Below are 23,261 nucleotides of genomic sequence, written 5' to 3'. Positions count from 1 at the left end.
TTTCACTCGTTGTCCCCAGGATTCAGACGTTTACGCGCGCGTCTTTTTAGCAGCGCGTACAGCGCGAGGCCGATCACCACGCTAAAGCACAGGCCAAGCACCGCCAGCAGGCCGGAGTGCTGGTTGGCATACCAGATCACCAGCAGGTGCAGCGGCATTTCACCGCGCGGATACTGCGGGCCAACGCGGAAACTGCGCACGCCGTTTTCATTGGTGATGATCGCGGCATCGCCGCGGATGCCGGCGTTGATGCGGGCGGAGGCCAGATCGCCGTGCAGACGGGCAAGCTGCTCGTCATTGCTGCCCAGTGCCGTTACTACGGTGCGTTCGCTGTTCCACGGCGAACGGAAGCTGACAAAGCCGCGCCAGGATTCGTTCGAGGAGAAGTAACGATCGGCTTCCACGATCTCGGCGTTCCAGTCGCCCGCCATCCAGCGCTGGATTTTTTCCCACTGCGTCGGCTCGCGGACGCTGAGCTGATTGTCATGGGCGACAAAGGGCGAGGACTTCAGCAGTTCAGCATTGAAGTCATGCTGACTAAGGCCGGTCACCGCCAGCACGTCGCGATCGCGCAGCAGTTGCAGATTAGTACCCGCCGTCGGCATCCCCAGTACCACGCGGTTCTGGCTCAGCGCCGTACCGGTGGCGTTACCGGAACGGGCGGCCATGTCCAGCAACGTCGCCACCTGGGTTTCGGTCGGATTTTCCGGCAGCAGCAGCACCGTCTCGGCATAGTCCGCCAGTCGCGTGAACGGGAAAGATGCGCCGACGAAGTAGGAGAGATTCGGCAACAGCGCGAAGTGGCGCGTGTGGCTCAAATCGATCCAGGAGTCATCGTCGATGCGGCTCTTGATGTTGTTGTTCAGCAGCACGCTGCACGGCGCGCTGGCCTTCGGTACGATATTGAAATAGAGCGACAGCTGGTTATCGCCATAAATCATGTACGGCTCCAGCGGCATGTCGAACTGTTCCTGACGCGCATCGCCGCCAATCTTATGCCACAGGGTTTCCAGCGCGCCCTGCTTGTTAACCGGCAGGTTGTGCAGGAAAGTGTCGTTCAGCGTCATACTCAGCCACGAGCGCTCTTCATCAATCCAGTTTTCCGACGGGAAACGGTAGCCGATGCGCAGCGGAATGGTTTCGCCATCCCACAGGAACAGATCCGGCGCGGCGCGGAAGGCGACGCGCAGGGCGTCATGCCAGATACCGTTAACGGTCAGACTCTGATCTTTACGGATCAGCTCTGACAGCTTCACCGGACGATCGGTAGGGATCCAGCGCGGCGCGTCGTAAGCTTTGCTCTGCGGGATCGTCTGGGGTTCCACCGGCAGGCTGGCGGTTTGCAGATCAAAATTGCCGCGCGTCAGACGCCAGGCCGCCGCACGCAGCGCGGCGTCGTCTTTCCCCACCACCAGCAGCAGCTTGTAGGTCGGATTCGCCGGATTATCGATAATGATCAGGGTCGGCTGAGCCGACTGCGGCAGCGAAACGCCGCCGATCTGCTCACCGGGATGCCCTATCAGAATGCCGTTCTGTTCCGGCAGGCGATCGCGTTGCGCGGCAAAAGAGACGCCGCGATAGTCCGCCTGAATACCCATCCACGATGACACCAGCGCCGCCGCGCTGATGGTATCTGCCGTCAGCTTCGCCGGGAACGCAAAAGTGATAGTGGCGGGCGTCATCTGCATGTTGTCGAAGAACGGGCGCGGGAAGTGGCTCAGATCCGATCCAATATCCAGCGGCTGCCCTTCGAGGTTAAACGCCGAATCCGGCAGGATGGTGACGCGGTATTTATCCGTCAGATCCCGCTGGCACATCATGGCGTCGCCATCGTTGATTTTGAAGCTGATGGTATTGCTGGAGACCATCAGCGCCGCCGGCACATCCAGCTGGAAGCGCGAGACATCGGATTCCGCCGCGCCCAGCGGCACCGTGCCCAGCGGCTGACCGTTAAGCATCAGCTGCATGGTGGCGTTGCGGGTCGCCATGGCGGGCGAGACTTTCAGGTTCAGCGACAGCTGGGCGTTAGTCATTACCTGACCGACCGGCAGGGTGAAGTTCACCCCGCCCTGCAACTGGCCGCCGCTCAGGACGATGCCCTGCGGCTGGCCCATTTGCGCCACGGAAAGGGAAGTCACCACCGTCGGCACAAAGGCCGGGGGCGCAGCCGGGGCAGTGTCCACCACAGGCGCGGGGAAATCCGACGGCAGCAGAGTGTCCGGCAGCGTTTCTTCCGCGTAAAGCGGCGTGATAAAGAGTGCGCTGACGATAATCGCCAGCCGGGTTAAACGTTTCATAGGCTGCCGTCCTCCGGTGAGGCGTTGAGGAGAGCACGCTGACGCCGGTTTTCACGGCGCGTTTTCCACGTCAGCCAGAACAGGTCGAACACACAGCGCATGATGGTGAGCATCGAGCGGAACGGATTGTCCTGCGGCTTCGGCGGGTTGATCCACGCATCAGCGCGGGACAGCACCACCCGTACCAGTTCACGGCGACGTGAAAGCGGAATATCTTCCGCAAACTTCAGGCGGATAAATTCACCGTCCACGCCCATGGTGGTCACCGGAATGCTGATGGCGCCGGACTGTAATAACAGCTCCACTTCTTCGATTTCATCATTTAAATGGCGCTCATCCGGCGCGACGATACGGCAGCCGCCCATCGACAGATCGAGGGTTTCGCTGCGCGACGAGATACCGCTGGCGTAATGGATCAATACCGGGATCTTCACGTCGATACGGATGGTTTTCCGCGTCTGCCGGGTTTCCCGCGCCACGGCAATAGCCGCCAGCAGGAAGATCAGGCTGTAGAGTCCCCAGAACACGTTGAGAGCGATAACCTTAGGATCGACGCCAAAATGGTCATGGGCGAAAGCGCGCACCAGGCCCCAGATCACCGCAATGGCGAGCAGGATCGCCACCACCAGATGCGGGCGCACGACCCGGAAATCAAAGTAGCCGACGTTCAGCAGCGCGCCTTTATCGGTAACGTTAAACTTGCCGCGTTTCGGAAACAGCATGGTGACCGCCGTTGGCAGTACCAGATGGAAGGCCAGCACCAGGTCATAAATTTCGCCCCAGAAGCTGTAGCGGTGACGTCCGTTCATACGCGAATTGAGATAAACCGCGAGGAACAGGTGCGGCAGCGCGTAGGCAAAAACCAGGCTTGCGGAGGAGTAAATGATGTTGAGGTTAAACAGCAGATACGCCAGCGGCGCGGTCAGAAACGCAATGCGCGGCAGGGCGAACTGGTAATACATCATTGCGCTGAGATAACACAGACGTTGCTGGATGGTCAGGCCGCGGCCGAACAGCGGGTTATCGACACGGAAGATCTGCGTCATGCCACGCGCCCAGCGGGTGCGCTGGATAACGTGCAGCACCAGACGCTCGGTCGCCAGCCCCGCCGCCAGCGGAATATCCAGAAAAGCGGATTTCCAGCCCAGACGCTGCATTTTCAGCGCGGTATGCGCATCCTCGGTGACGGTTTCCACGGCGAAGCCGCCGATCTCTTCCAGCGCGCTACGGCGGATCACCGCACAGGAGCCGCAGAAAAAGGTGGCGTTCCAGTTATCGTTACCCTGCTGGATCGGGCCGTAGAACAGCTGGCCTTCGTTAGGAATATTGCGGCCGACGGAAAGGTTACGCTCGAAGGGATCCGGCGAATAGAAATAGTGCGGCGTCTGTACCAGCGCCAGTTTCGGATCCGTGAGAAAACCGCCCACCGTCGCCTGCAGGAAAATACGCGTTGCCACGTGGTCGCAGTCGAAGACGGTGATCAGCTCGCCGTGGGTCAGTTTCATGGCGTGATTGAGGTTGCCCGCTTTTGCGTGCGAGTGCTCGTTACGCGTGATATAGCCGACGCCGACATCGGCGGCAAAGACCGCGAATTCACGGCGCTTGCCATCATCCAGAATATAAATTTTCATTTTATCTTTTGGATAATCAATACACTGCGCCGCCAGCACGGTGTCGCGTACCACGTCGAGGGATTCGTTATAGGTCGGGATATAGACGTCAACGGTCGGCCACTGGTTCATATCCTCCGGCAAGGGCACAATTTCGCGCTTCAGCGGCCAGATGGTCTGCAAATAGTTCAGCAGCAGCATGATCCAGATATAGACTTCCGCCAGAAATAATCCCATGCCGAGGATCGTCTCAATCTCGGAATTAAAATGGAGGGTTTGCGTGACGCGGAAATACATATAGCGGGTCGACATTAATATCGACATCACCACCATGATCACCGAAATGCTACGTTTTTTAGAAAAGCCCATCAGGAATAAAATCCCGATGCTGATCAATCCAAAAATATACTGTTTCTGGCTGTCCATGGGCGTAATGACGACCAGCACGGCAGCAGGCGCCAGTGCCAGCACCAGCAAATAAAACAGGAACTTTTTCATAAATCGCTCTGTGGAGAATTAGAAACCAGACATCTTCGGAAGGTTATGAACGGTGCCATCGCCAACTTTCACATCAAGGATATTGGCGATCTTTTTGGCAATCAGCTCAATATCAAAGGCCGCGGCAGAGGCCGGACTAAAATCGAAGACGGACTGTTGCGAGGCATTCGCTTCCCCGACGCTCTCATCACGGTGCACGATACCAATCAGACGCTCACCCAGCCGCTGCTCCATAAAGGCCGTCACGTCGCGGCTGATTTGCCGACGGTTGTCGCTCTGGTTCAGCAGAATGTAATGCCCCGCTTTGCGGTTCAGCACATCGCCGGTAAGACGGTGGTTTTCCACCTGCGGTAATAACGAGAGAGACGCAGTGTCCGCCAGCAGGGTCACCAGATGCAGATCCGCAAGGCGTGACAGCGCTTTTAATGCCGGTGAGGGGCCGGGCGGGAAATCGGCGATAATGATCAGACCCGGATAATTAAGCAGGGTGTTCAGCCCGCGGGTCAGAAAATGCTCGTCGTGCGTCAGGCGATCTTCAAAGGCTTCGCGCTGGGCTTCGGTGGCGTCGCCGTAAGGCAGCACGAACATGTTGCTGCCTGCCGATAATACAAACTGGCTCCAGTCAGGCAACTCTGCCGCGCGGGCAACAAAACCGCGGCCATCGGCAAGGGGCACGCCAAAATGCAGGCGCAGCGCGTTCTGCACGTCAAAATCCAGCGCCAGCACTTTGCTTCCCGCCCGTGCCAGCGCGTAAGCAAGGTTCGCGGTCATGGTTGTTTTTCCGACACCGCCCTTGGGCGAACAGACACAGATCAACGGCATGAAGCGATCCTTTCTAACAGCGATTTCAGGGGCTGGTTCTTTTCTGCGGCCGGTTTCGTCTCTGTGACCTTTGGCGCAAACAGCTGCGCAAAATTCACCGATGCGGCGGCAGGCGCAGGGGTAACTGACCGCTGCGGCGCAGGCGCGATGGCGACAGGCTCGGGCGCAGGCGGCGGAGCCGCAGGCGTGATGGCTGGCGCAGGCGCGGCCTCGGGTTGCGGCGGGACAGACAGCTGTGAGGCCACGTCCTGGAAAAGGGAGGTCGTCACGAGCGCTGACTCAGGTGACGCGTGAGTCATAGCGTCAGCAGGCGGCGTGGTTGGGTTTACTGCGAAGATTTCAGGATTAACCGCCTGGGGAATAGCAGCAGAAACGTGTCCACCCATCGCCAGCGTCGATTCTTCAGTAGCGGGCGACAGCTGATTAATAATCGCCCAGTTCCCCTGCTCGCTACCCTGATTCTGGGAAGACAAATCCTTAAAATCGAGATGCTGAGTGCGAGTCTTATCCTTAAACCTCTGCAAATCATCATAATGGTTCATAGTTATACTCATGATTTACAAATAAAAAATATTACAATCAACCTTTAATGCTTCTTAAAAGCATTTCACTGATAAGGTGGCGTAATTAATAATAACGTGCAGGTATAATAACAGGGTGAAGCGTTAAGCTAATTTAGTGGGTGATTTTATAGGGCGTTTTTAACCCACCACTTAACGGCAGCAAATATATAAATTTTGCCCGCCAGGATGCTATCTTTTTTTGATGTCGGAATAAGTAAAGTCTTATACGTTCATGAATAACCACATTATTAGTGCAAAGTATTATCTTATCCTAAATAGTCAGTCTTTTGCATTAGTCAGGTGGTTCAAAAGAGGATTTTAAGCAGCCAGTGCGGGTATATAAATTGCCGGGCGGCGGTTACGCCTGACCCGGCCTGCAAAATCGGTGCTGCCCCGGTCCCGGCGGGCATGGGCCGCCGGGCAGGGTTAATCAACCGTGAACAATCGGCTTTTCGCCGTTCTCGTCCTGGTCCACCGCGAAGCAGGCAACCAGCTGGCCGCCGTACTCTTTCAGCTGCGGCTGCAACTGGGTGCAGGGGCCGAAGCGACGGACACAACGGGCGTTAAAGGCACAGCCCGGCGGCGGATTCAGCGGGCTTGGCAGCTCGCCGGTCAGCTTGATACGTTCGCGGCGGTCGTCCGGATTCAGGCGCGGCGTGGCAGAGAGCAGCGCCTGCGTGTACGGATGACGCGGGTTGGAGAAAATCTGCTCTTTGGTGCCTTTCTCCACGCAGCGACCGAGGTACATCACCATCACTTCATCGGCGATGTGTTCCACCACGGACAGGTCGTGAGAGATAAACACGTAAGACAGCCCCAGATCCTGCTGCAAATCCATCATCAGGTTCAGCACCTGCGCACGCACGGACACGTCGAGCGCCGACACCGGTTCATCGGCGATCACCACATCCGGATCGAGCATCAGCCCGCGGGCAATGGCGATACGCTGACGCTGGCCGCCGGAAAACATATGCGGGTAGCGGTCGTAGTGTTCGGTTTTCAGGCCGACTTTCGCCATCATCGCCAGCGCTTTTTCACGGCGCTCCGCCTTGCTCAGCGTGGTGTTGATTTGCAGCGGCTCTTCCAGGATCTGGCCCACTTTTTTACGTGGGTTCAGGGAACCGTACGGGTTCTGGAAGACGATCTGGATCTTCTGGCGACGCAGCTTTTCGGCGCTCATATCAGGCTTGAGCAGATCCTGCCCCTGATAGTAAAGCTCGCCGCCGGTCGGCACTTCGATCATGGTCAGCAGACGACCGAGCGTGGATTTTCCACAGCCGGATTCGCCCACCACCGCCAGCGTTTTACCGCGCTCCAGCGAAAAAGAGACGCCGTCCAGCGCTTTCACCAGGCGTTCCGGGGCAAACAGCCCTTTCTTCACCGGGTAGTGTTTTTTCAGGTCGATAGCCTGCAACAGTGGCTGTTGCAGGGTGGCCTCATGCGTACTCATAATTCGGCCTCCCGGCATCATCGAGTGGGTAGTGACATTTAGACTGACGGCCATCGCTCAGCGTATTCAGCGCAGGCTCGTCCACGCGGCAGCGATCGGTGGCATAGGGGCAGCGCGGGTTCAGCAGACAGCCGTTTGGACGGTCATACTTGCCCGGCACCACGCCCGGCAGCGAGGCCAGACGCGCTTTGTCCTGCGCAAACTCAGGCAGCGCGCGCAGCAACGCCTGGGTGTACGGATGACGCGGCGCGCGGAAGATATCCGTGGCTTTGCCGGTTTCCACCACCTGACCGGCATACATCACAATAATTTTATGGGCCGCTTCCGCCACCAGCGCCAGATCGTGGGTGATGAGGATCAGCGCCATGTTCTCCCTTTGCTGAAGCTCCAGCAAAAGTTCGATGATCTGCGCCTGGATAGTGACATCCAGCGCGGTGGTCGGTTCATCGGCGATCAGCAGCTTCGGACGACAGGCGATGGCCATCGCAATCATCACGCGCTGGCTCATCCCGCCGGAGAGCTGGTGCGGGTAAACGTCCAGCCGCGAGGCCGGATCGGGAATACCCACCTGGTTTAACAGGTCGATGGCACGCTGGCGGCGGGTTTTCTTGTTGCCGCCCTGATGCACCTTAATGGCTTCCATAATCTGGAAACCCACCGTGTAGCACGGGTTAAGGCTGGTCATCGGATCCTGGAAAATCATCGCCACTTCCGCGCCCACCAGACTGCGGCGCTCTTTTTCAGAGATGCGCTTTAAGTCCTGGCCGTTGAATTCCAGCTTGTCGGCCATCACGCGGCCCGGGAAATCAATCAGTCCCATGATCGCCAGCGAGCTGACGGATTTACCGGAGCCGGATTCACCGACGATGCCAACCACTTCACCCTGCTCAACGCTGTAGCTTACGCGGTCTACGGCACGGAACGGTGTCCCTTCGTCGCCGAAGTGCACCGATAATTTATCTATATTTAATAACGCCATTTCGTAGCCCTTTACTGCTTGAGTTTGGGGTCGAGCGCATCACGCAAGCCGTCACCCATCAGGTTAAATGCCAGCACCGTCAGCAGGATCGCCAGACCCGGGAAGGTCACGACCCACCAGGCGCTTTGTGCGAACTGCAACACGTCAGAGAGCATGGTGCCCCACTCCGGTGTTGGCGGTTGCGCACCCATGCCAAGGAAGCCAAGGGCGGCCATATCAAGAATGGCGTTAGAGAAGCCGAGCGACGCCTGAACGATCAGCGGCGCAAGGCAGTTAGGGAAAATATTGACGAACATCTGGCGCATCGCACCGGCACCGGCCACGCGGGAGGCGGTGACATAATCGCGGTTCACTTCCACCATTACCGCGGCGCGGGTTAAGCGCACGTAATGGGGCAGCGCCACGAAGGTGAGCGCCAGCGAGGCGTTGACGATGGACGGGCCAAAGACCGCCACCAGCACCAGCGCGAGCAGCAGGCTCGGCAGCGCCAGCATGATGTCCACCACGCGCATGATGATGTTATCCACCAGGCCGCCGAAATACCCGGCGATAAGCCCGAGGATAATCCCGGACACCAGCGACAGCACCACCACCAGGCAGCCGACCAGCAGCGACAGGCGCGCGCCGTACATCAGACGCGACATCACGTCGCGGCCTACGTCATCGGTGCCGAGCAGATGCGCCCAGCTACCGCCTTCCTGCCAGACCGGCGGCGCGAGCAGCGAGTCACGGAACTGGTCGGCCGGATTATAAGGCGCGATCCAGTTGGCGAAGATGGCAATAATCAGCACCACGATGATATACACCAGGCCGACTACCGCCCCTTTGTTGCGTTTAAAATAGTGCCAGAACTCCTGCATCGGGGTCATCGGCACCGGTGCGGACACCGTTTTATTTTCAGTTACTTGTGACATGATGGCCCCTTACTTCTTATGACGAATACGCGGGTTCACCACGCCGTAAAGCAGATCGACCAGCAGGTTGACGAGGATAATCATCGTCGCCACCAGCAGCACGCCGCCCTGCACCACCGGGTAATCGCGGCGTTGCAGCGCGTCGATCAACCAGCGTCCCAGTCCCGGCCAGGAGAATATCGTCTCCGTCAGGATAGCGCCCGCCAGCATGGTGCCCACCTGTAAGCCAATCACCGTGACCACCGGCAGCATCGCATTACGCAGGGCATGCACCACGATCACGCGCATCCGGGTCAGGCCTTTCGCGCGGGCGGTACGGATGTAGTCTTCACCCAGCACTTCCAGCATTGATGAGCGGGTCATACGCACGATCACCGCCAGCGGGATAGTGCCGAGCACCACCGCAGGCAGGATCATATGCGCCAGCGCATCAATGAAGTTGCCCTCTTCACCCCAGATGGCGGTGTCGATCAGCATAAAGCCGGTCAGCGGGTTAGTATCATCAAGGAAAACCATGTCACTGACGCGCCCGGATACCGGCGTCAGGTTGAGTTGCACCGACACCAGCATGATCAGCATCATGCCCCACCAGAAGATTGGCATGGAGTAACCGGCCAGCGCGACGCTGACGGCGGTGTGGTCAAAGATAGAACCGCGTTTAACGGCGGCGAGAACGCCCACCGGAATACCCACGGCAACAGCAAATATCATGGCGCAGACACCGAGTTCCAGCGTCGCTTTAAAACGCGGCACGAACTCGTCCCACACCGGGAGACGGCTCTTAAGCGAAACCCCTAAATCTCCATGCAACACGCCCCACACATAGTTGACGTACTGCTGCCACAGCGGCTTGTTCAGGCCAAGCTCGGCCAGCAACTGCGCGTGACGCTCAGGGGAGATACCACGCTCACCCGCCATGATCATGACCGGGTCGCCCGGGATCATATGGACAAAGGCAAAGGTGAGAAGGGTGATACCGATAAACGTAGGGATGACAAGCCCCAGACGTCGGAGGATGAACTGCAACATAACCCGGATTCTCTGTAGTGACAGCGTCAAAGACGTGTCTGTATTGCTCACAAATCTTATCCTGCGCGGATACCGCTCAGGTAAAGCATTATGCCGGATGGCGCTGCGCTTATCCGGCCTACGGGTGTAGGCCTGGTCAAGCGTAGCGCCGCCGGGCATGGGGTGCGTGAGCACCCCTGGGTTTTAATTATTCAACTGACACGTTTTCGAAGTGGTGTTTGCCCAGTGGATCAACCACATAGCCTTTCACTTCTTTACGCACTGGCTCGTACACGGTGGAGTGCGCGATGATCAGCGCCGGAGCCTGGTCGTGCATCACTACCTGAGCCTGTTTGTACAGTTCAATACGTTTGTTGTGATCGTCAGTCGCACGTGCCGGCTGGATCAGATCTTCAAACGGCTTGTAGCACCAGCGAGAGTAGTTGGAACCTTGTTTCGCCGCGTCGCAGCTGAACAGGGTGGCGAAGAAGTTGTCCGGATCCCCATTGTCCCCGGTCCAGCCCATCATCACCGCCTGGTGTTCGCCCGCCTTCGCACGCTTCAGGTACTCGCCCCACTCGTAGGTCACGATTTTGGCCTGAACGCCGATTTTCGCCCAGTCAGACTGGATCATCTCAGCCATACGGCGTGCGTTCGGGTTGTAAGGACGCTGTACCGGCATCGCCCACAGTTCAACGGTGAAACCTTTATCCTGACCGGCTTCTTTCAGCAGCGCTTTCGCTTTCTCAACGTCGTAGGTGTAATCCTTAACGTCGTCGTTATAACCCCACATGGTTGGCGGGATCAGGTTTTTCGCGGCAGTACCGGCGCCCTGATAAACGGCTTTGATGATCGCTTCTTTGTTCACTGCATAGGTCAGCGCCTGGCGAACTTTCACGTCATCAAACGGCTTTTTCTCGGTGTTGAAAGAGAGGTAGCCCACGTTCAGACCGGCCTGCTCCATCAGGTTGATTTTGGTGTCTTTCTTCATGCGTGCAATGTCAGCCGGGTTCGGGAACGGCATAACCTGACACTCATTTTTCTGCAGTTTTGCATAACGTACAGACGCGTCCGGGGTGATAGAGAACACCAGACGGTCGATCTGCGGTTTAGTACCCCAGAAGCCTTCGAAGGCTTTGTACAGAATGCGGGAGTCTTTCTGGTACTGCTGCAGCTGGAACGGACCGGTACCGATTGGGTTCAGGTCAATTTTCTCCGGCGTACCGGCTTTCAGCATGTTGTCAGCGTACTCTTTAGACAGGATAGAAGCGAAGTCCATGGCAAGGTCAGCCAGGAACGGGGCTTCCGGACGCGCCAGTACGAACTGTACGGTTTTGTCGTCCACTTTTTTCACTTCGCTAATCAGGTCTGGCAGGCCCATACCTTCGAAGTATTCATAGCTGCCGCCGGACACTTTATGGTACGGGTTTTCAGCGTTTTTCTGGCGATCAAAAGAGAACACCACGTCGTCGGCGTTGAATTCACGCGTCGGTTTGAAATCTTTGTTGTCCTGCCACTTCACACCGCTACGCAGGTGGAAGGTATAAACTTTACCGTCTTCGCTGACTTCCCACTTTTCAGCGAGGCCCGGGATCACTTCGGTGGTACCAATTTTGAATTCAACCAGACGGTTGTAGATTGGCACTGAGCTTGCGTCGTAAGTGGTACCAGAGGTAAAGAGCTGTGGGTTAAAGCCTTCCGGCGAGCCTTCTGAACAATAAACCAGGGTCTTGGCCTGTACGCTTGCTGCGACGGTCATGGCCACCAGGCTAAGACCAAGCTTCAGCATCCCTGACTTCTTCAAGGAAATACTCATTATTCTGCTCCAATGTGATATGTGTTGTTTACCCGTTGCAAAGGGTATATCCGACAGGCCTTTATTTATTTTTTACCGGTCTGGTCGGTTGTGCCCGGAGGCTATATGAGAGATGGGGAATCCTTTCACAAGGTTGACTGAGTTGCAGTGCAGATTCTCCGTGAAATGCCCCTCATGCCCTACAATCTGTCAACAGAATGTCAAAACGTCAATACAGGTAACCGGGATTTACAACGACGGTGAGAATTGGCAAACAAAGATTAAAAAAAGTGCACGCCCCTGTTTTCAGCAGGGAAAATTGTGCTACTGGTCGGATGCCAGAATAAACCGCTGCTTTTAAGTCTCACATCAGTGATTAACATTTACCCAGTTTATGAAAAATTTCTGACGGAATGATGAATATCTGAGCGATTAATACCGCGAACGTTAAAACGCACAGGTGAAAATGCTGAGCTTATCCATAAGCAACGCGAAAAAAGATTCAAACATATATAAAAAAATACGATGGAATATCTGGCAAATGCAGAGAATTATGAGCGATATCGACGCGTGATTTAAAAGTGTTATTTCCGCCGGGTGGCGCTCCGCTTACCCGGCCTACGGGCTACAGGCTCTGAGTAGACACGTAGGCCCGGCAAGCCTGCGCCGCCGGGCATAATATGTGGCACACTTCCCGCTGTTTCCGCCGGGCGGCGCTGCGCTTACCCGGCCTACAGGAGCGGCGGGTTACAGATAGCAAAAAGCCCAACCAGAAGGTTGGGCTTTTTAAATTTGGTCGGTGATAGAGGATTCGAACCTCCGACCCCTTCGTCCCGAACGAAGTGCGCTACCAGGCTGCGCCAATCACCGAATGCGGGGCGCATCTTACTGCCGGGCACCGCAACCGTCAATCCCTTAACGTAAAAAAGCCTTTCGACTGGCGATAAACTCGCCAGTCAGTTTACTTACCCGCCGATGCCTTTGTATCCGGGATGTGGCACCAGTTATTGTTCTCGTTGATACCACCATTTGGCGAGGTATAACCCAGGCAGCCCATGATGGTGTCATACAGCTCAACATGGCGGCGCGGCACTTTCATATCGGCCTGCTGCTTGAGGTGCGCGAACATTTTGGCTTTCTCCGGATTCTCCAGATACTTATCAGACATCCACACCATCATCGGCACGCGGAACTGCTCAGGCGGGGCCATTTTACGCGGCGTCCCGTGCAGATGCTCCTGCTCGTTAATCGACTCGCCATGGTCGGCGGCATAGAACACAATCGCTTTCTTATCGCGCAGCTGATCGATGACGCTATCAATAAAGTAATCGACATAGGTCACGGAGTTATCAAAGGAGTTGATCATCTCCGCTTTGGTGCACTTGTCGTCCACGCTCTGACACTCCGGCGTCCACTGGGCAAAGCTGCGCGGATAACGCTGGGTGTAGTTAAAGTGCGAGCCTTTAGTGTGGAAGATCATCAAATGCTTGCCGTCAGGGCTATTTTTCAGCGACGCTTTCATTTCATCCAGCAACAACGCGTCATCGACGTTCTTACCGCGGTTACGCGGCTCAGCGCCAATCTGCTCACGGTAGGAGATGTTATCCGCCATGGTATTGCTGTAGAACCACATTTCGCTCTGCATGGCGTACAGGTCGCTGGAGAAGCCGAGCTGTTTCAGCACCGCAAAGACGTTCTGCTCTTTCAGCGTACGCTGTGGGTTTTCATCCGCCCCGCCCTCGCGCACAAACATGCAGCGCAGCGACAGCTTAGTGGCGGTATCGCAGGAGTAACCCCGGAAGGCGACAAGATTTTTCTCCGCCGCCAGCTTCGGCGTGGTGTTGCGCTCATAGCCGAGCAGGCCCATATGATCCCAGCGGGTCGTTTCACCAATGATAAAGACCACATAAGTGTCATCGAGATCTTTCGGCGCAACGTAAGTGTATTTGGTCGCCGGGTTGATCAGCGATTTGTTATCCGAAGATTCATCCACCTGCGCCCAGGCGTACAGCCCTAACGCGGACAGCCAGTTAGACGGCAGATAAGAGTTAGCCACCACGCCGCCATAGCTTGGCATATCAACGCCGGTCGCGCGCTCTACGCTCTTTTGCTGCACTTCCAGCAGACGGATCGGCCCCCAGACCATCAGTCCGGCCAGCACGACGATGGCCGCGCTACGGATGCGCAGGCCCGGCGTACGCAGCTGTCGCAGCAGCGTGAGGCGGCTGCTGTTGCTCCAGATAAAGATCAGCGGCAGCGTGCTCACGCATACCAGCCAGATCACAAACTGCATGCCCACCACTTCTTTCGACAGGTCAATGTCCGTCGTCATCACCGAGGCAACAATGCCGTAGCCGATGACCACGTTCAGGAAAGTCATGTAATAGCTGGCGCCTGCGGAAAACAGCACCACCAGCGTCGACAGCACGCGCCAGGCACGCCGTCCAAACAGAGAGAGAAGTCGAAGTAAAAAGAACGTGACTAATACCGTGCCCGCCACTTCAACAATCGCAGCGAGGCCTTTCCAGATGGTAAATTCTTGCGCATATCCATCAAAGCGACGAATAAAAACAGCGGCGTTCATAAACAGACCGATGTACAACGCCAGCAGAAAACTCAGCCGTTGTTGCGTCATCGTTTTGATATATTTCATTCAAAGCACCCTGGGAGAAGGGAATAGAGAGCACCCGTGCGCAGACGATATATCTGCATAAAGGCTTATCAAACGCATAGGAAGTTGATTCGAGAACTTCTTGAAGCGCGGGGTAGTAGACCACAGGGGTGGAAAAAAGTGTCACCGGGAATGTGATCTGACTAAACATTTACAAAAATAATAGGTAATGCGGCAGAGCTTACCGTATTACCCCTGATTCAGGAAGGGAGAAGGTTGAAGATTGCGAAGCGCCACGCAGAGCGTGGCGCAGGTCATTTAATGGTGAGTCAGCAGCTGTGAGTTGGTGAAGTACTCACGCTGCGGCTGGCGAATGGTGGTGGAAAGCGCCAGGGAGAGGATCAGCAGGGCGAAGATGACACAGAAGGTCACATAGAAGCCGCCGAACAGCGAGGCGATAATCGAGCCGCAGATGCTGCCGATACCAAAGCCCAGATAAATGACGCCGTAGTTTTTCGCCAGATTGTTCAGGCCAAAGAACTCGCTGACCAGCGACGGGAAGACGGTGATGGTGCCGCCGAAGTTAAAGGCCACACAGGCGATAGCCGCGAAGAAGCTCACTTCGTCAAGCGGGGCGAACAGCAGGCCCGCCATACCAATCAGCGACACCACCTGACCGAGCGTAATAACGCGGATGCGGGACATTTTATCGGAGAGGATACCGAGCACCAGACGACCCGTCAGGTTAGCGATGGAAATCACGGTCACCGCATTGGCGGCGGTCGCCACATCCAGATGCACCATGCCCTGAGCGATGTCTTTCGCCACGCCGATAACATACAGACCGCTCATACAGGCAGTGAGGAACATCACGGCCAGCATCCAGTATTGCGGTTTACGCATCGACTGCGCCAGGGTGAAATCATTCTCCACCACGCCATTGACCATGGTCGCTTTCTGCTGCGGCGCGTCTTTCATCAGCATCGCGCCGGAAACGATCATCACCAGCACCATCGCGCCCCAGATCATAAAGGTCTTTTCCAGGCCGACGGTGGCCAGCAGATGGCTGTCGATAAATTTAAAGCCGAGGCTGCCCAGGCCATAAGAGCCGATGGAGAAAGCGGAAATCAGCCCTTTACGCTCCGGGAAGAACTTCACGCAGTTGGAGAGCGTCAGCAGGTAGCCCGCGCCATCGGCAAGGCCGACCAGCACGCCCGCGCTCAGCCACAGCATCAGCAGGCTGTTGGCGTGCGCCGTCAGGAAAAAGCCGAGGCCCAGCAGAATACCGGATGCGATAGTCACACGTTTAACGCCGAAACGTTCCTGTAATTTCCCGGCTACCGAGGAAGAGAGCGCCAGTCCGAGGCTGAGCAGGCCGAAGGAGAACGCCACCTGGCTTACTGGCTCATCCAGTTTTTCCGCCAGCGCGCTGTTAAACAGACTCCAGGTATAAACCGATCCAAGGGCAAATTGCGTAATGATGGTACCGACCAGCGTCAGCCAGCGGGTCCGATTCAATGAGGATGTATTCATGGCAGTCTTCCTGCGTAAGCAAAAGGGAAATTCTCTGCCGTTAACCATAACGAAGCGCCGTTGATGCCGGATCGAAAACGGCATGAAATGCAGTGAGGACGGAATGAAATGCCTTGTAACGGGAATGAATGACAGCGGGAAAAGTCTCATCAGCAAAAAATACAGTGTAAGTTAGTACACACTATCTCTGCGAAGCTGATGATTGTTGTATAAAAAATGTAATTAATTTGTTTTAAATGCTAATTAAAAGCGCGCGCTGACGCCCATGCTGTAAAGATAGTTTTGACCGATATCCGTATTTTCAGACTGCGACAGTGAAGCATAGGCTGCAAAATGGGGATTGAGCAGCATATCCGCGCCGAGGGTCACGTCCATCCAGTTACCGTCCTGGCTGGAGGCCGATAAACGATTGAGGCCGGACTGGGTTTTCCAGATATTTTCGCCAAACTGCTGGTTGTAGCTGATTTGCGCCCACGGGCGGAGATCCCCGTGACGACTGTCCACGCGCCAGCCCACCGAGCTGACGCTGGCGTGCCACAGCGGATCGGTGAATTGCAGGTTTGCCGGGCCATCGCCAAATTCATTATGCATTGATGAGGCAGAGCTGTCGTAATGCCAGACGGCCACCGGGCCGGTGGTGACATTATTCACCAGCGGAATATTCCAGCCGAGGCTCATGGTGCTGGTGGCGTCCAGCGGCGTATCATCCGGCAAATTCCAGGACAGGCCAGGCGTATTTTGCGTCGAGCGGATCCGCCCTTCGAGAATATCGTCATAACGCGGTTGGTGATCGCTGTCCCATGTATAGCGATCCGCCATATTACTTTGCGGGTCGCTAACGATATATTCTTGTTGCCACGCCTGCGCCGTCTGACAAAAAAACAGGCACACAGGCACGAGCGCCAGGCGGCAGCCACTGTTATTTTTTATCTTCATCAATGCGACTCCAGAAAAGAGCCAAAACCGGCAGTATCGTTATCATTTTGTGCGGATAAAACCCTGTATTAACTATTGTCTCTTTAAGAGACACGTCAAGCCAGCGGGATAATTTTCTTTTGGGATCTACCGCAACAATGGAAAGGAGAAAGACATGCAACGATGTGGTTGGGTCAGTCAGGATCCGCTGTATATCGACTACCACGACAAAGAATGGGGCGTGGCGCAGTCCAGTAACCAGAAGCTGTTTGAGATGATCTGTCTCGAAGGCCAGCAGGCGGGTTTATCCTGGATCACGGTGCTGAAGAAACGGGAAAATTATCGCCGCTGTTTTTATAACTTCGATCCTGTGCGCGTGGCGGCGATGCAGGATGACGACGTGGAAAGGCTGTTGCAGGACACTGGTATTATTCGCCATCGGGGGAAAATTCAGGCGATTATTGGTAACGCCAGGGCGTATCTGGCGATGCAGCAACAGGGCGAAGACTTTGCAGATTTTGTCTGGTCCTTTGTTGATCATCAGGTCAGGATGACCCAGGCCGCCACCCTTGCGGAGATCCCCACGTCGACACCGGAATCGGATGCCCTGTCAAAAGCGCTGAAAAAACGCGGCTTCAAGTTTGTCGGCACCACCATCTGTTACTCCTTTATGCAGGCCTGCGGTCTGGTGAATGACCATGTTACCCAGTGCTTTTGTCATCCCGGAGGCAGCGATGATCCACGAATGGCATGATAATGACCCGTCAGCGCTGCTGGCGCTGTGGCTGGAAAGCACCACCTTTGCCCATCCTTTTATCGACGCGCGTTACTGGCAGGAGAGTAAAAGCCTGGTGCGCGATGCCTATTTACCCGCCGCCAGAACCTGGGTGTGGGAAGAACAGGGCCGCCTTGAGGGATTCGTCAGCGTGATGGACAGCCGCTTTGTCGGTGCGCTCTTTGTGCGTCCTGACGCGATCGGCAAGGGGATCGGACGCGCGCTGCTTGAGCATGTCAAACAGCGCTATGCCGATCTCAGTCTTGAGGTGTATCAGAAGAATGAGCGGGCAGTGAATTTCTACCATGCGCTGGGCTTTCGTATCGAAGACAGCGCCTGGCAGGAGGAGACTCACCACCCGACGTGGATCATGCGCTGGCAGGCGGCTCAAACGCCGTCAGCCTGAGCTCAGGGCCGGTGTATTTTTCCACCCATGCCAGCGCCGTGTTCCCGGCGCAGCCGTTGCCCAGCCGCGAGCTGGGGAGATCTTTGGTCAGCACGTTAACCGCGCCGTTTTTGCAGATCCCCCCGGCCGCCGGATCCAGATCCGGCCAGCCGCCCTCATGAATGCAGATCACCCCCGGACGGATCCCCTCGGTCACCACTGCGCCCGCCAGCACCTGCCCGCGACCGTTCCACACGCGCACCACGTCGCCATCACGGATCCCCCGCGCCTGCGCATCCTGCGGATGCAGCGTGATGGGTTCACGCCCCGCCACCGCGTACTGCTCGCGCAGCGCGGAATAGCTTAACTGGCTGTGCAGACGGTGCGCCGGATGCGCGGACAGCACCTGCAACTGCTGCGGCTCCGCATTGCCGTGCCATTCGTCAGGCGCCAGCCAGGTCGCGTGCCCCGGACAGTCGGCATAGTTAAATGACGCGATACGCTGCGAATAGATTTCAATTTTGCCGCTGTCGGTTTTCAGCGGGTTCGCCGCCGGATCGGCACGGAAGGCCGCAAAACGCACAAACTTCGCGTTCTCCTCGCTTTCCGGCATCTCAATAAGCTGATTGGCCTGCCAGAATTCTGCGAACGGCGGTAACGTCACGCCCTGACTGGCGCCGCGCGCGCTGGCGATGTCATAGAAGGTTTCCAGCCATTGCAGATCGCTTTTGCCTTCGGTAAACCGCGCCCGCCCGCCCTGCTCCCAGCGCTCGCTGAGATCGGCAAACACCTCAAAATCATCCCGCGCTTCATCACGTGGGGCGACCACCTGCTTCATCGGCACCAGATGCTGATTGCTGTAATCGCCGGTCATGGTCAGATCGTTACGTTCAAAAGAGGTGGTGGCTGGCAGAACGATATCGGCATGCTTCGCCGCCGCCGTCCAGTAGCATTCAGAGATCACCACCAGCTCCGGTTTTTGCCAGGCGCGGATCAGCCGGTTGGTGTCCTGATGATGAGTAAAGTTTGCGCCGCCCGCCCACCAGACAAATTTAATATCCGGGAAGTGACGATCCATGCCGTTGTGCTGGTACGCGCCGCCGGGGTTTTCCAGCGCTTCCACAATGCGCGCCACCGGGATTTTATCCACCGCGTCCACGCCGCCCTGGACGCTGCCCTGCATGGAGCCGAGCACCGCCGCGCGGCGCGTCGGATTGCCGCCGTTGGCAAAGTGATAGGACAAACCAAAGCCGCCGCCCGGCAGACCGATCTGCCCCAGCATGGCGGCAAGCGTCACCAGCATCCAGTGTTTCTGCTCGCCATATTGCTGGCGCTGCATGCCCCAGCCGGACATCAGCATAGTGGTATTTTTATGGAACACTTCCGCCAGTTCGCGGATTTTAGGCGCATCAATACCGCAAATTTCCGCGGCCCATTCTGCGGTTTTCGCCACGCCATCGCTGGCGCCGGTTAAATAATCGCGGAAGATGTCGTAACCGGTGGTGCAGCGGGCAAGGAATTCATCATCCTGCCAGCCGTTTTCCACCAGCGTGTGGGCGATGCCGAGCATCAACGCCACATCGGTGCCCATATGCGGCGCCAGCCATTCGGCACTGTCGCCGAGGAAGTCGACGGTTTCCGATCGCATCGGATCGATGCAGATCACCCGCTTGCCGCTCTGGCGCAGCTGATCGAAATAAGGGATCCCCTGCTCATCCGAGGCGTTCCAGGCAATTTTCAGGGTGTTAAGCGGGTTGGCGCTCCACAGCACCACCACATCAGAATGCTCCAGCACCAGCGGCCAGCTGGTCTGCTGCTGATAAACCTCATTGCCGCCCACCACGTAGGGCATGATCGCCTGCGCCGCGCCGGTGGAATAATCCCCCAGATGGCCGGTATAGCCCCCCGCCAGGCTCATATAACGCTGCAACAGCGTCGCCGCTTTGTGCAGCACGCCGTTGGAGCGCCAGCCGTAAGATCCGGCAAATATCGACGACGGGCCGTAGCTTTCACGAATACGGGCGTGCTGGGCGTGGATCAGATCCAGGGCTTCATCCCAGCTGACGCGGACAAACTCATCCTGACCGCGCACGCCGGTCGGTTTTTCCGGTGACGTAAGGAAGCCTTTGCGCACCATCGGGAAACGCACGCGGCTGTTGCTGTGCACCTGATCGCGCACGGCGGTTTGTAACGAATTGGGATGGGCGGTCGGCAGGGCACCGCGCGATGACAGGACGTTTTCGCCGTCGGTTTCTACCAGCATCGGCCCCCAGTGGGCTGCCGTGAGAATGGTTTTTGTGGATGAGTGTGCCAAAACGTATGCTCCCTGATGTCTGATGCAGGTGTGTCGGTCGCTCATGCGCCGCTCAATGTTATTTACAAAATTCAGAATCTTTCCGGAAGTTTCTAACGATCATCAGGTCATAATCAACCGCGATTATCGCTGTGCATAGAATTAAAAATTATTAAGGAAATTCGATGAAGAAAAATGTCCTTCTCATTGTGGCTGCGGTTTGCGGCGCACTGGCTGTTTCAGGCTGCACCACCAACCCTTACACCGGTGAGCGCGAAGCCGGTAAATCAGGCATTGGCGCAGGTATTGGATCGCTGGTCGGCGCAGGCGTCGGCGTACTCTCCTCCTCGAAAAAAGACCGCGGCAAAGGGGCGCTGATTGGTGCCGCCGCTGGTGCAGCCCTCGGCGGCGGCGCGGGCTATTACATGGACGTGCAGGAAGCGAAACTGCGGGACAAAATGCAGGGAACGGGCGTTAGCGTGACGCGAAATGGCGATAACATCGTGCTGAACATGCCGAACAACGTGACCTTCGACAGCAGCAGCGCAACCCTGAAACCGGCAGGTGCCAACACCCTGACCGGCGTGGCAATGGTACTGAAAGAGTATCCAAAAACTGCGGTTAACGTGGTGGGTTACACCGACAGCACCGGCGGCAAGGATCTGAACATGCGTCTGTCGCAGCAGCGTGCCGATGCGGTTGCCAGCGCGCTGATCACCCAGGGCGTGGAAGCGAACCGTCTGCGTACTACCGGCGCAGGCCCGGCGAACCCGATCGCCAGTAACAGCACGGAAGAAGGCAAAGCGCAGAACCGTCGCGTGGAAATTACCCTGAGTCCGTTGCAGTAATTCCTCTGTTTACCCCCTCGCCTGCAGGCGAGGGGTATTCCGCGTAAAATATGTTAATCTCCGCAAAGTTACCCCAGGAGACGGACATGAACGCAAAGGCAGCGCGCCCGACAATCAGCGACGTCGCGAAAGCGGCAAAAACGGGTAAAACCAGCATTTCACGTTATCTGAACGGTGAAAAGCATCTGCTTTCAGAGGCTTTGCTGGCCCGCATCGAAAACGCCATTGCCGAACTTAATTATCGTCCCAGCCTGATGGCCCGCGGCCTGAAACGCGGCCGTACGCGGCTGATTGGCCTCATCATCGCCGATATTACCAATCCCTATTCCGTGAACGTGCTGAGCGGTATCGAAGCCGCCTGCCGTGAGAAAGGCTTTACGCCGCTGGTGTGTAATACCAATAACGCCCTCGATCAGGAGCTGCACTATCTGGATCTGCTGCGCAGTTATCAGGTGGAGGGGATCGTGGTGAATGCCGTGGGAATGCGCGAAGAGGGGCTGAACCGCCTGCAACAATCGTCGCTGCCCATGGTGCTTATTGACCGTAAAATTCCGGACTTCGCCTGCGATGTGGTCGGGCTGGATAACACCCAGGCCGCCACCACCGCCACCGAGCATCTGGTGGAGCAGGGATTTGAAGCGCTGCTGTTTCTTAGTGAACCTCTCGGGACGGTAAATACCCGCCGTGAGCGTCTGAACGCCTTTCATGCCACCCTCGCCCGCTATCCCGGCGTCATTGCGGAAGATGCTGAAGTTGTGCTGCATGAAGCCGGGCAAATCGACAACAGGCTGCGCCAGTTTCATACCCGTCACCGGGGCATGCGCAAAGCGGTGATCTCGGCCAACGGCGCGTTAACGCTCCAGGTTGCCCGCTCGCTGAAGCGCATTGGCCTGCACTGGGGCAGCGACATCGGTCTGCTCGGTTTTGACGAACTGGAGTGGGCAGAGCTTGCGGGCGTCGGCATCACCACCCTCAAACAGCCTACCTGGCAGATTGGCTACGCCGCCGTCGAGCAGGTAGTGCGCCGCATCGACGGCACCGACAATACCGTGCATGAACAGGTATTCTCCGGCGAACTTATCGTTCGCGGCTCCACCGCCCGCTGATTCCCCTTCGTGATGACGATCATGCTTTGGCGATCCTGATCTTTCATTTGGAACCGGTTCCATCTAGCTTAAACAGAAGCCAACAGGCATTTGTTCGGGAGCCGGGAAATGAAAAGAAAAATTATCGTCGTCACTGCCGCTTACGGCCACGACCGTATTCAGTCGCTGGGCGGTCAGGCTGCCGTGCTGCCGTTTATTGCGGCGGCAGGCGCAGACGGCGTGGAGATCCGCCGCGAATTGTTCACGCCTGATGAACTGAACGCCCTGCCTGCCCTGGCCGCCGACATCGAATCCCATAACCTGCTGGCCTGCTACTCCGCGCCGGAGCCACTGTGTCTGTTTGATGGCACGCTGAACCCCGAACTGCCCGCTCTGCTTCAGGAAGCGCGCACCTTAAACGCCCTGTGGCTGAAAGTCTCTCTCGGGCATTTCCAGCATAAATCCGCGCTGGAGTTGCTGCGCGGCTGGCTGGCGGACAGCGGCATGGCGCTGGTGGTGGAAAACGATCAGACCGATTGCGGCCAGCTTGCGCCAATGCAGCGTTTTAAAGCCGCCTGCCGGGTGCTGGATCTGCCGGTCACCCTGACCTTCGATATGGCGAACTGGCTGTGGGTCGGCGAATCGCCGGAAGAAGCGGCCCGCCAGCTGGCCCCCGCCGTCAGCTATATCCATGTGAAAGCCGCTATCGCGCATCATTACCATTATCGCGCCATTGCGCCGGATCAGGCCGATGGCCGCTGGGCGGAACTGCTGAATCAGCTTCCCGCCGACGTGCCGCGCGGCATTGAGTTTCCACTGGAAGGCCGCGATCTGACCGCCGTCACGCGCCGCTATGTCAATTTATTACGTGAGGAGTAAC

The 23,261-nt window shown here is 56.9% G+C and carries 18 protein-coding genes and 1 tRNA gene; 5 read left to right on the top strand and 14 right to left on the bottom strand.

The genetic code is table 11. The features are described 5' to 3' along the window. Nucleotides 1-2: 2 nt before the first annotated feature. The 13 genes from bcsB to ACQUTD_RS20005 all read right to left on the bottom strand — a co-directional run bounded on the left by bcsB (nucleotide 3) and on the right by ACQUTD_RS20005 (nucleotide 17,016). Nucleotides 3-2,297, bottom strand: coding sequence for a cellulose biosynthesis cyclic di-GMP-binding regulatory protein BcsB (bcsB, locus tag ACQUTD_RS20065; protein WP_473277252.1), 2,295 nt, complete (start codon nucleotides 2,295-2,297; stop codon nucleotides 3-5). Further along, complete coding sequence (bcsA, locus tag ACQUTD_RS20060; RefSeq protein WP_473277253.1) at nucleotides 2,294-4,405, bottom strand: UDP-forming cellulose synthase catalytic subunit; 2,112 nt, start codon at nucleotides 4,403-4,405, stop codon at nucleotides 2,294-2,296. Before bcsA ends, bcsB begins: the two co-directional genes overlap by 4 nt. An 18-nt stretch (nucleotides 4,406-4,423) precedes the next feature. Further along, a complete protein-coding gene (gene bcsQ / locus ACQUTD_RS20055; protein WP_072571467.1) occupies nucleotides 4,424-5,227 on the bottom strand; it encodes a cellulose biosynthesis protein BcsQ in 804 nt (267 codons plus the stop codon). After that, a complete protein-coding gene (bcsO, locus tag ACQUTD_RS20050; RefSeq protein WP_473277254.1) occupies nucleotides 5,218-5,769 on the bottom strand; it encodes a cellulose biosynthesis protein BcsO in 552 nt (183 codons plus the stop codon). The genes bcsQ and bcsO overlap by 10 nt, the downstream gene beginning before the upstream one ends. A 451-nt stretch (nucleotides 5,770-6,220) precedes the next feature. Further along, nucleotides 6,221-7,240 carry a dipeptide ABC transporter ATP-binding subunit DppF gene (gene dppF / locus ACQUTD_RS20045; protein WP_473277255.1) on the bottom strand — a complete coding sequence of 340 codons (1,020 nt, stop codon included), beginning with the start codon at nucleotides 7,238-7,240 and terminating at the stop codon, nucleotides 6,221-6,223. After that, nucleotides 7,227-8,219 (bottom strand): dipeptide ABC transporter ATP-binding protein, encoded by a 993-nt coding sequence (gene dppD, locus ACQUTD_RS20040; protein ID WP_072571464.1) that lies wholly within the window; start codon nucleotides 8,217-8,219, stop codon nucleotides 7,227-7,229. Before dppD ends, dppF begins: the two co-directional genes overlap by 14 nt. Before the next feature lie 11 nt (nucleotides 8,220-8,230). Then, the gene (gene dppC / locus ACQUTD_RS20035) at nucleotides 8,231-9,133 is read right to left on the bottom strand and encodes a dipeptide ABC transporter permease DppC (RefSeq protein WP_473277256.1); all 903 of its coding nucleotides are present in this window, start codon (nucleotides 9,131-9,133) and stop codon (nucleotides 8,231-8,233) included. A gap of 9 nt (nucleotides 9,134-9,142) precedes the next feature. After that, nucleotides 9,143-10,162: a dipeptide ABC transporter permease DppB gene (gene dppB / locus ACQUTD_RS20030; RefSeq protein WP_072571462.1), complete on the bottom strand. Its 1,020-nt coding sequence runs from the start codon at nucleotides 10,160-10,162 to the stop codon at nucleotides 9,143-9,145. A 187-nt stretch (nucleotides 10,163-10,349) separates the two neighbouring features. Beyond that, complete coding sequence (gene dppA, locus ACQUTD_RS20025) at nucleotides 10,350-11,957, bottom strand: dipeptide ABC transporter periplasmic-binding protein DppA (protein ID WP_072571461.1); 1,608 nt, start codon at nucleotides 11,955-11,957, stop codon at nucleotides 10,350-10,352. A 772-nt stretch (nucleotides 11,958-12,729) separates the two neighbouring features. Next, nucleotides 12,730-12,806: transfer RNA gene (locus tag ACQUTD_RS20020), tRNA-Pro, on the bottom strand. A 91-nt stretch (nucleotides 12,807-12,897) separates the two neighbouring features. Next, on the bottom strand, nucleotides 12,898-14,589 hold the full coding sequence (gene eptB, locus ACQUTD_RS20015; RefSeq protein WP_473277257.1) for a kdo(2)-lipid A phosphoethanolamine 7''-transferase: 1,692 nt from the start codon (nucleotides 14,587-14,589) through the stop codon (nucleotides 12,898-12,900). 276 nt (nucleotides 14,590-14,865) lie between these two features. Beyond that, a complete protein-coding gene (locus ACQUTD_RS20010; RefSeq protein ID WP_473277258.1) occupies nucleotides 14,866-16,080 on the bottom strand; it encodes an L-lactate MFS transporter in 1,215 nt (404 codons plus the stop codon). Between the two features lie 243 nt (nucleotides 16,081-16,323). Further along, on the bottom strand, nucleotides 16,324-17,016 hold the full coding sequence (locus ACQUTD_RS20005; RefSeq protein WP_072571458.1) for an autotransporter domain-containing protein: 693 nt from the start codon (nucleotides 17,014-17,016) through the stop codon (nucleotides 16,324-16,326). A gap of 154 nt (nucleotides 17,017-17,170) precedes the next feature. Between ACQUTD_RS20005 and tag the strand changes: the two genes are divergently transcribed. Together tag and ACQUTD_RS19995 are read left to right on the top strand one after the other, a co-directional pair. Continuing rightward, nucleotides 17,171-17,749, top strand: a complete 579-nt coding sequence (gene tag, locus ACQUTD_RS20000; RefSeq protein WP_318364577.1) for a DNA-3-methyladenine glycosylase I — start codon at nucleotides 17,171-17,173, stop codon at nucleotides 17,747-17,749. After that, entirely contained in the window at nucleotides 17,730-18,176 is a 447-nt protein-coding gene (locus tag ACQUTD_RS19995) for an N-acetyltransferase (protein WP_473277259.1), read from the top strand. Before tag ends, ACQUTD_RS19995 begins: the two co-directional genes overlap by 20 nt. Here ACQUTD_RS19995 and ACQUTD_RS19990 read toward each other — a convergent pair. Further along, nucleotides 18,139-20,514, bottom strand: a complete 2,376-nt coding sequence (locus ACQUTD_RS19990) for a molybdopterin guanine dinucleotide-containing S/N-oxide reductase (protein WP_473277260.1) — start codon at nucleotides 20,512-20,514, stop codon at nucleotides 18,139-18,141. The genes ACQUTD_RS19995 and ACQUTD_RS19990 overlap by 38 nt on opposite strands. 119 nt (nucleotides 20,515-20,633) lie before the next feature. On the opposite strand from ACQUTD_RS19990, the gene ACQUTD_RS19985 reads away from it, so the two are divergent. The 3 genes from ACQUTD_RS19985 to ACQUTD_RS19975 all read left to right on the top strand — a co-directional run bounded on the left by ACQUTD_RS19985 (nucleotide 20,634) and on the right by ACQUTD_RS19975 (nucleotide 23,260). Then, nucleotides 20,634-21,296 carry an OmpA family lipoprotein gene (locus ACQUTD_RS19985; protein WP_072571454.1) on the top strand — a complete coding sequence of 221 codons (663 nt, stop codon included), beginning with the start codon at nucleotides 20,634-20,636 and terminating at the stop codon, nucleotides 21,294-21,296. 86 nt (nucleotides 21,297-21,382) lie between these two features. Continuing rightward, nucleotides 21,383-22,402 (top strand): LacI family DNA-binding transcriptional regulator, encoded by a 1,020-nt coding sequence (locus ACQUTD_RS19980; protein ID WP_318364580.1) that lies wholly within the window; start codon nucleotides 21,383-21,385, stop codon nucleotides 22,400-22,402. Between the two features lie 108 nt (nucleotides 22,403-22,510). Continuing rightward, nucleotides 22,511-23,260, top strand: a complete 750-nt coding sequence (locus tag ACQUTD_RS19975; RefSeq protein ID WP_318375600.1) for a sugar phosphate isomerase/epimerase family protein — start codon at nucleotides 22,511-22,513, stop codon at nucleotides 23,258-23,260. The last annotated feature ends 1 nt before the right edge of the window (nucleotide 23,261 follow it).

This window comes from Enterobacter sp. K510 (assembly GCF_055804875.1).
The sequence above is the reverse complement of the archived record's forward strand: the minus strand, read 5'-3'. Positions and strand labels throughout refer to the sequence as shown.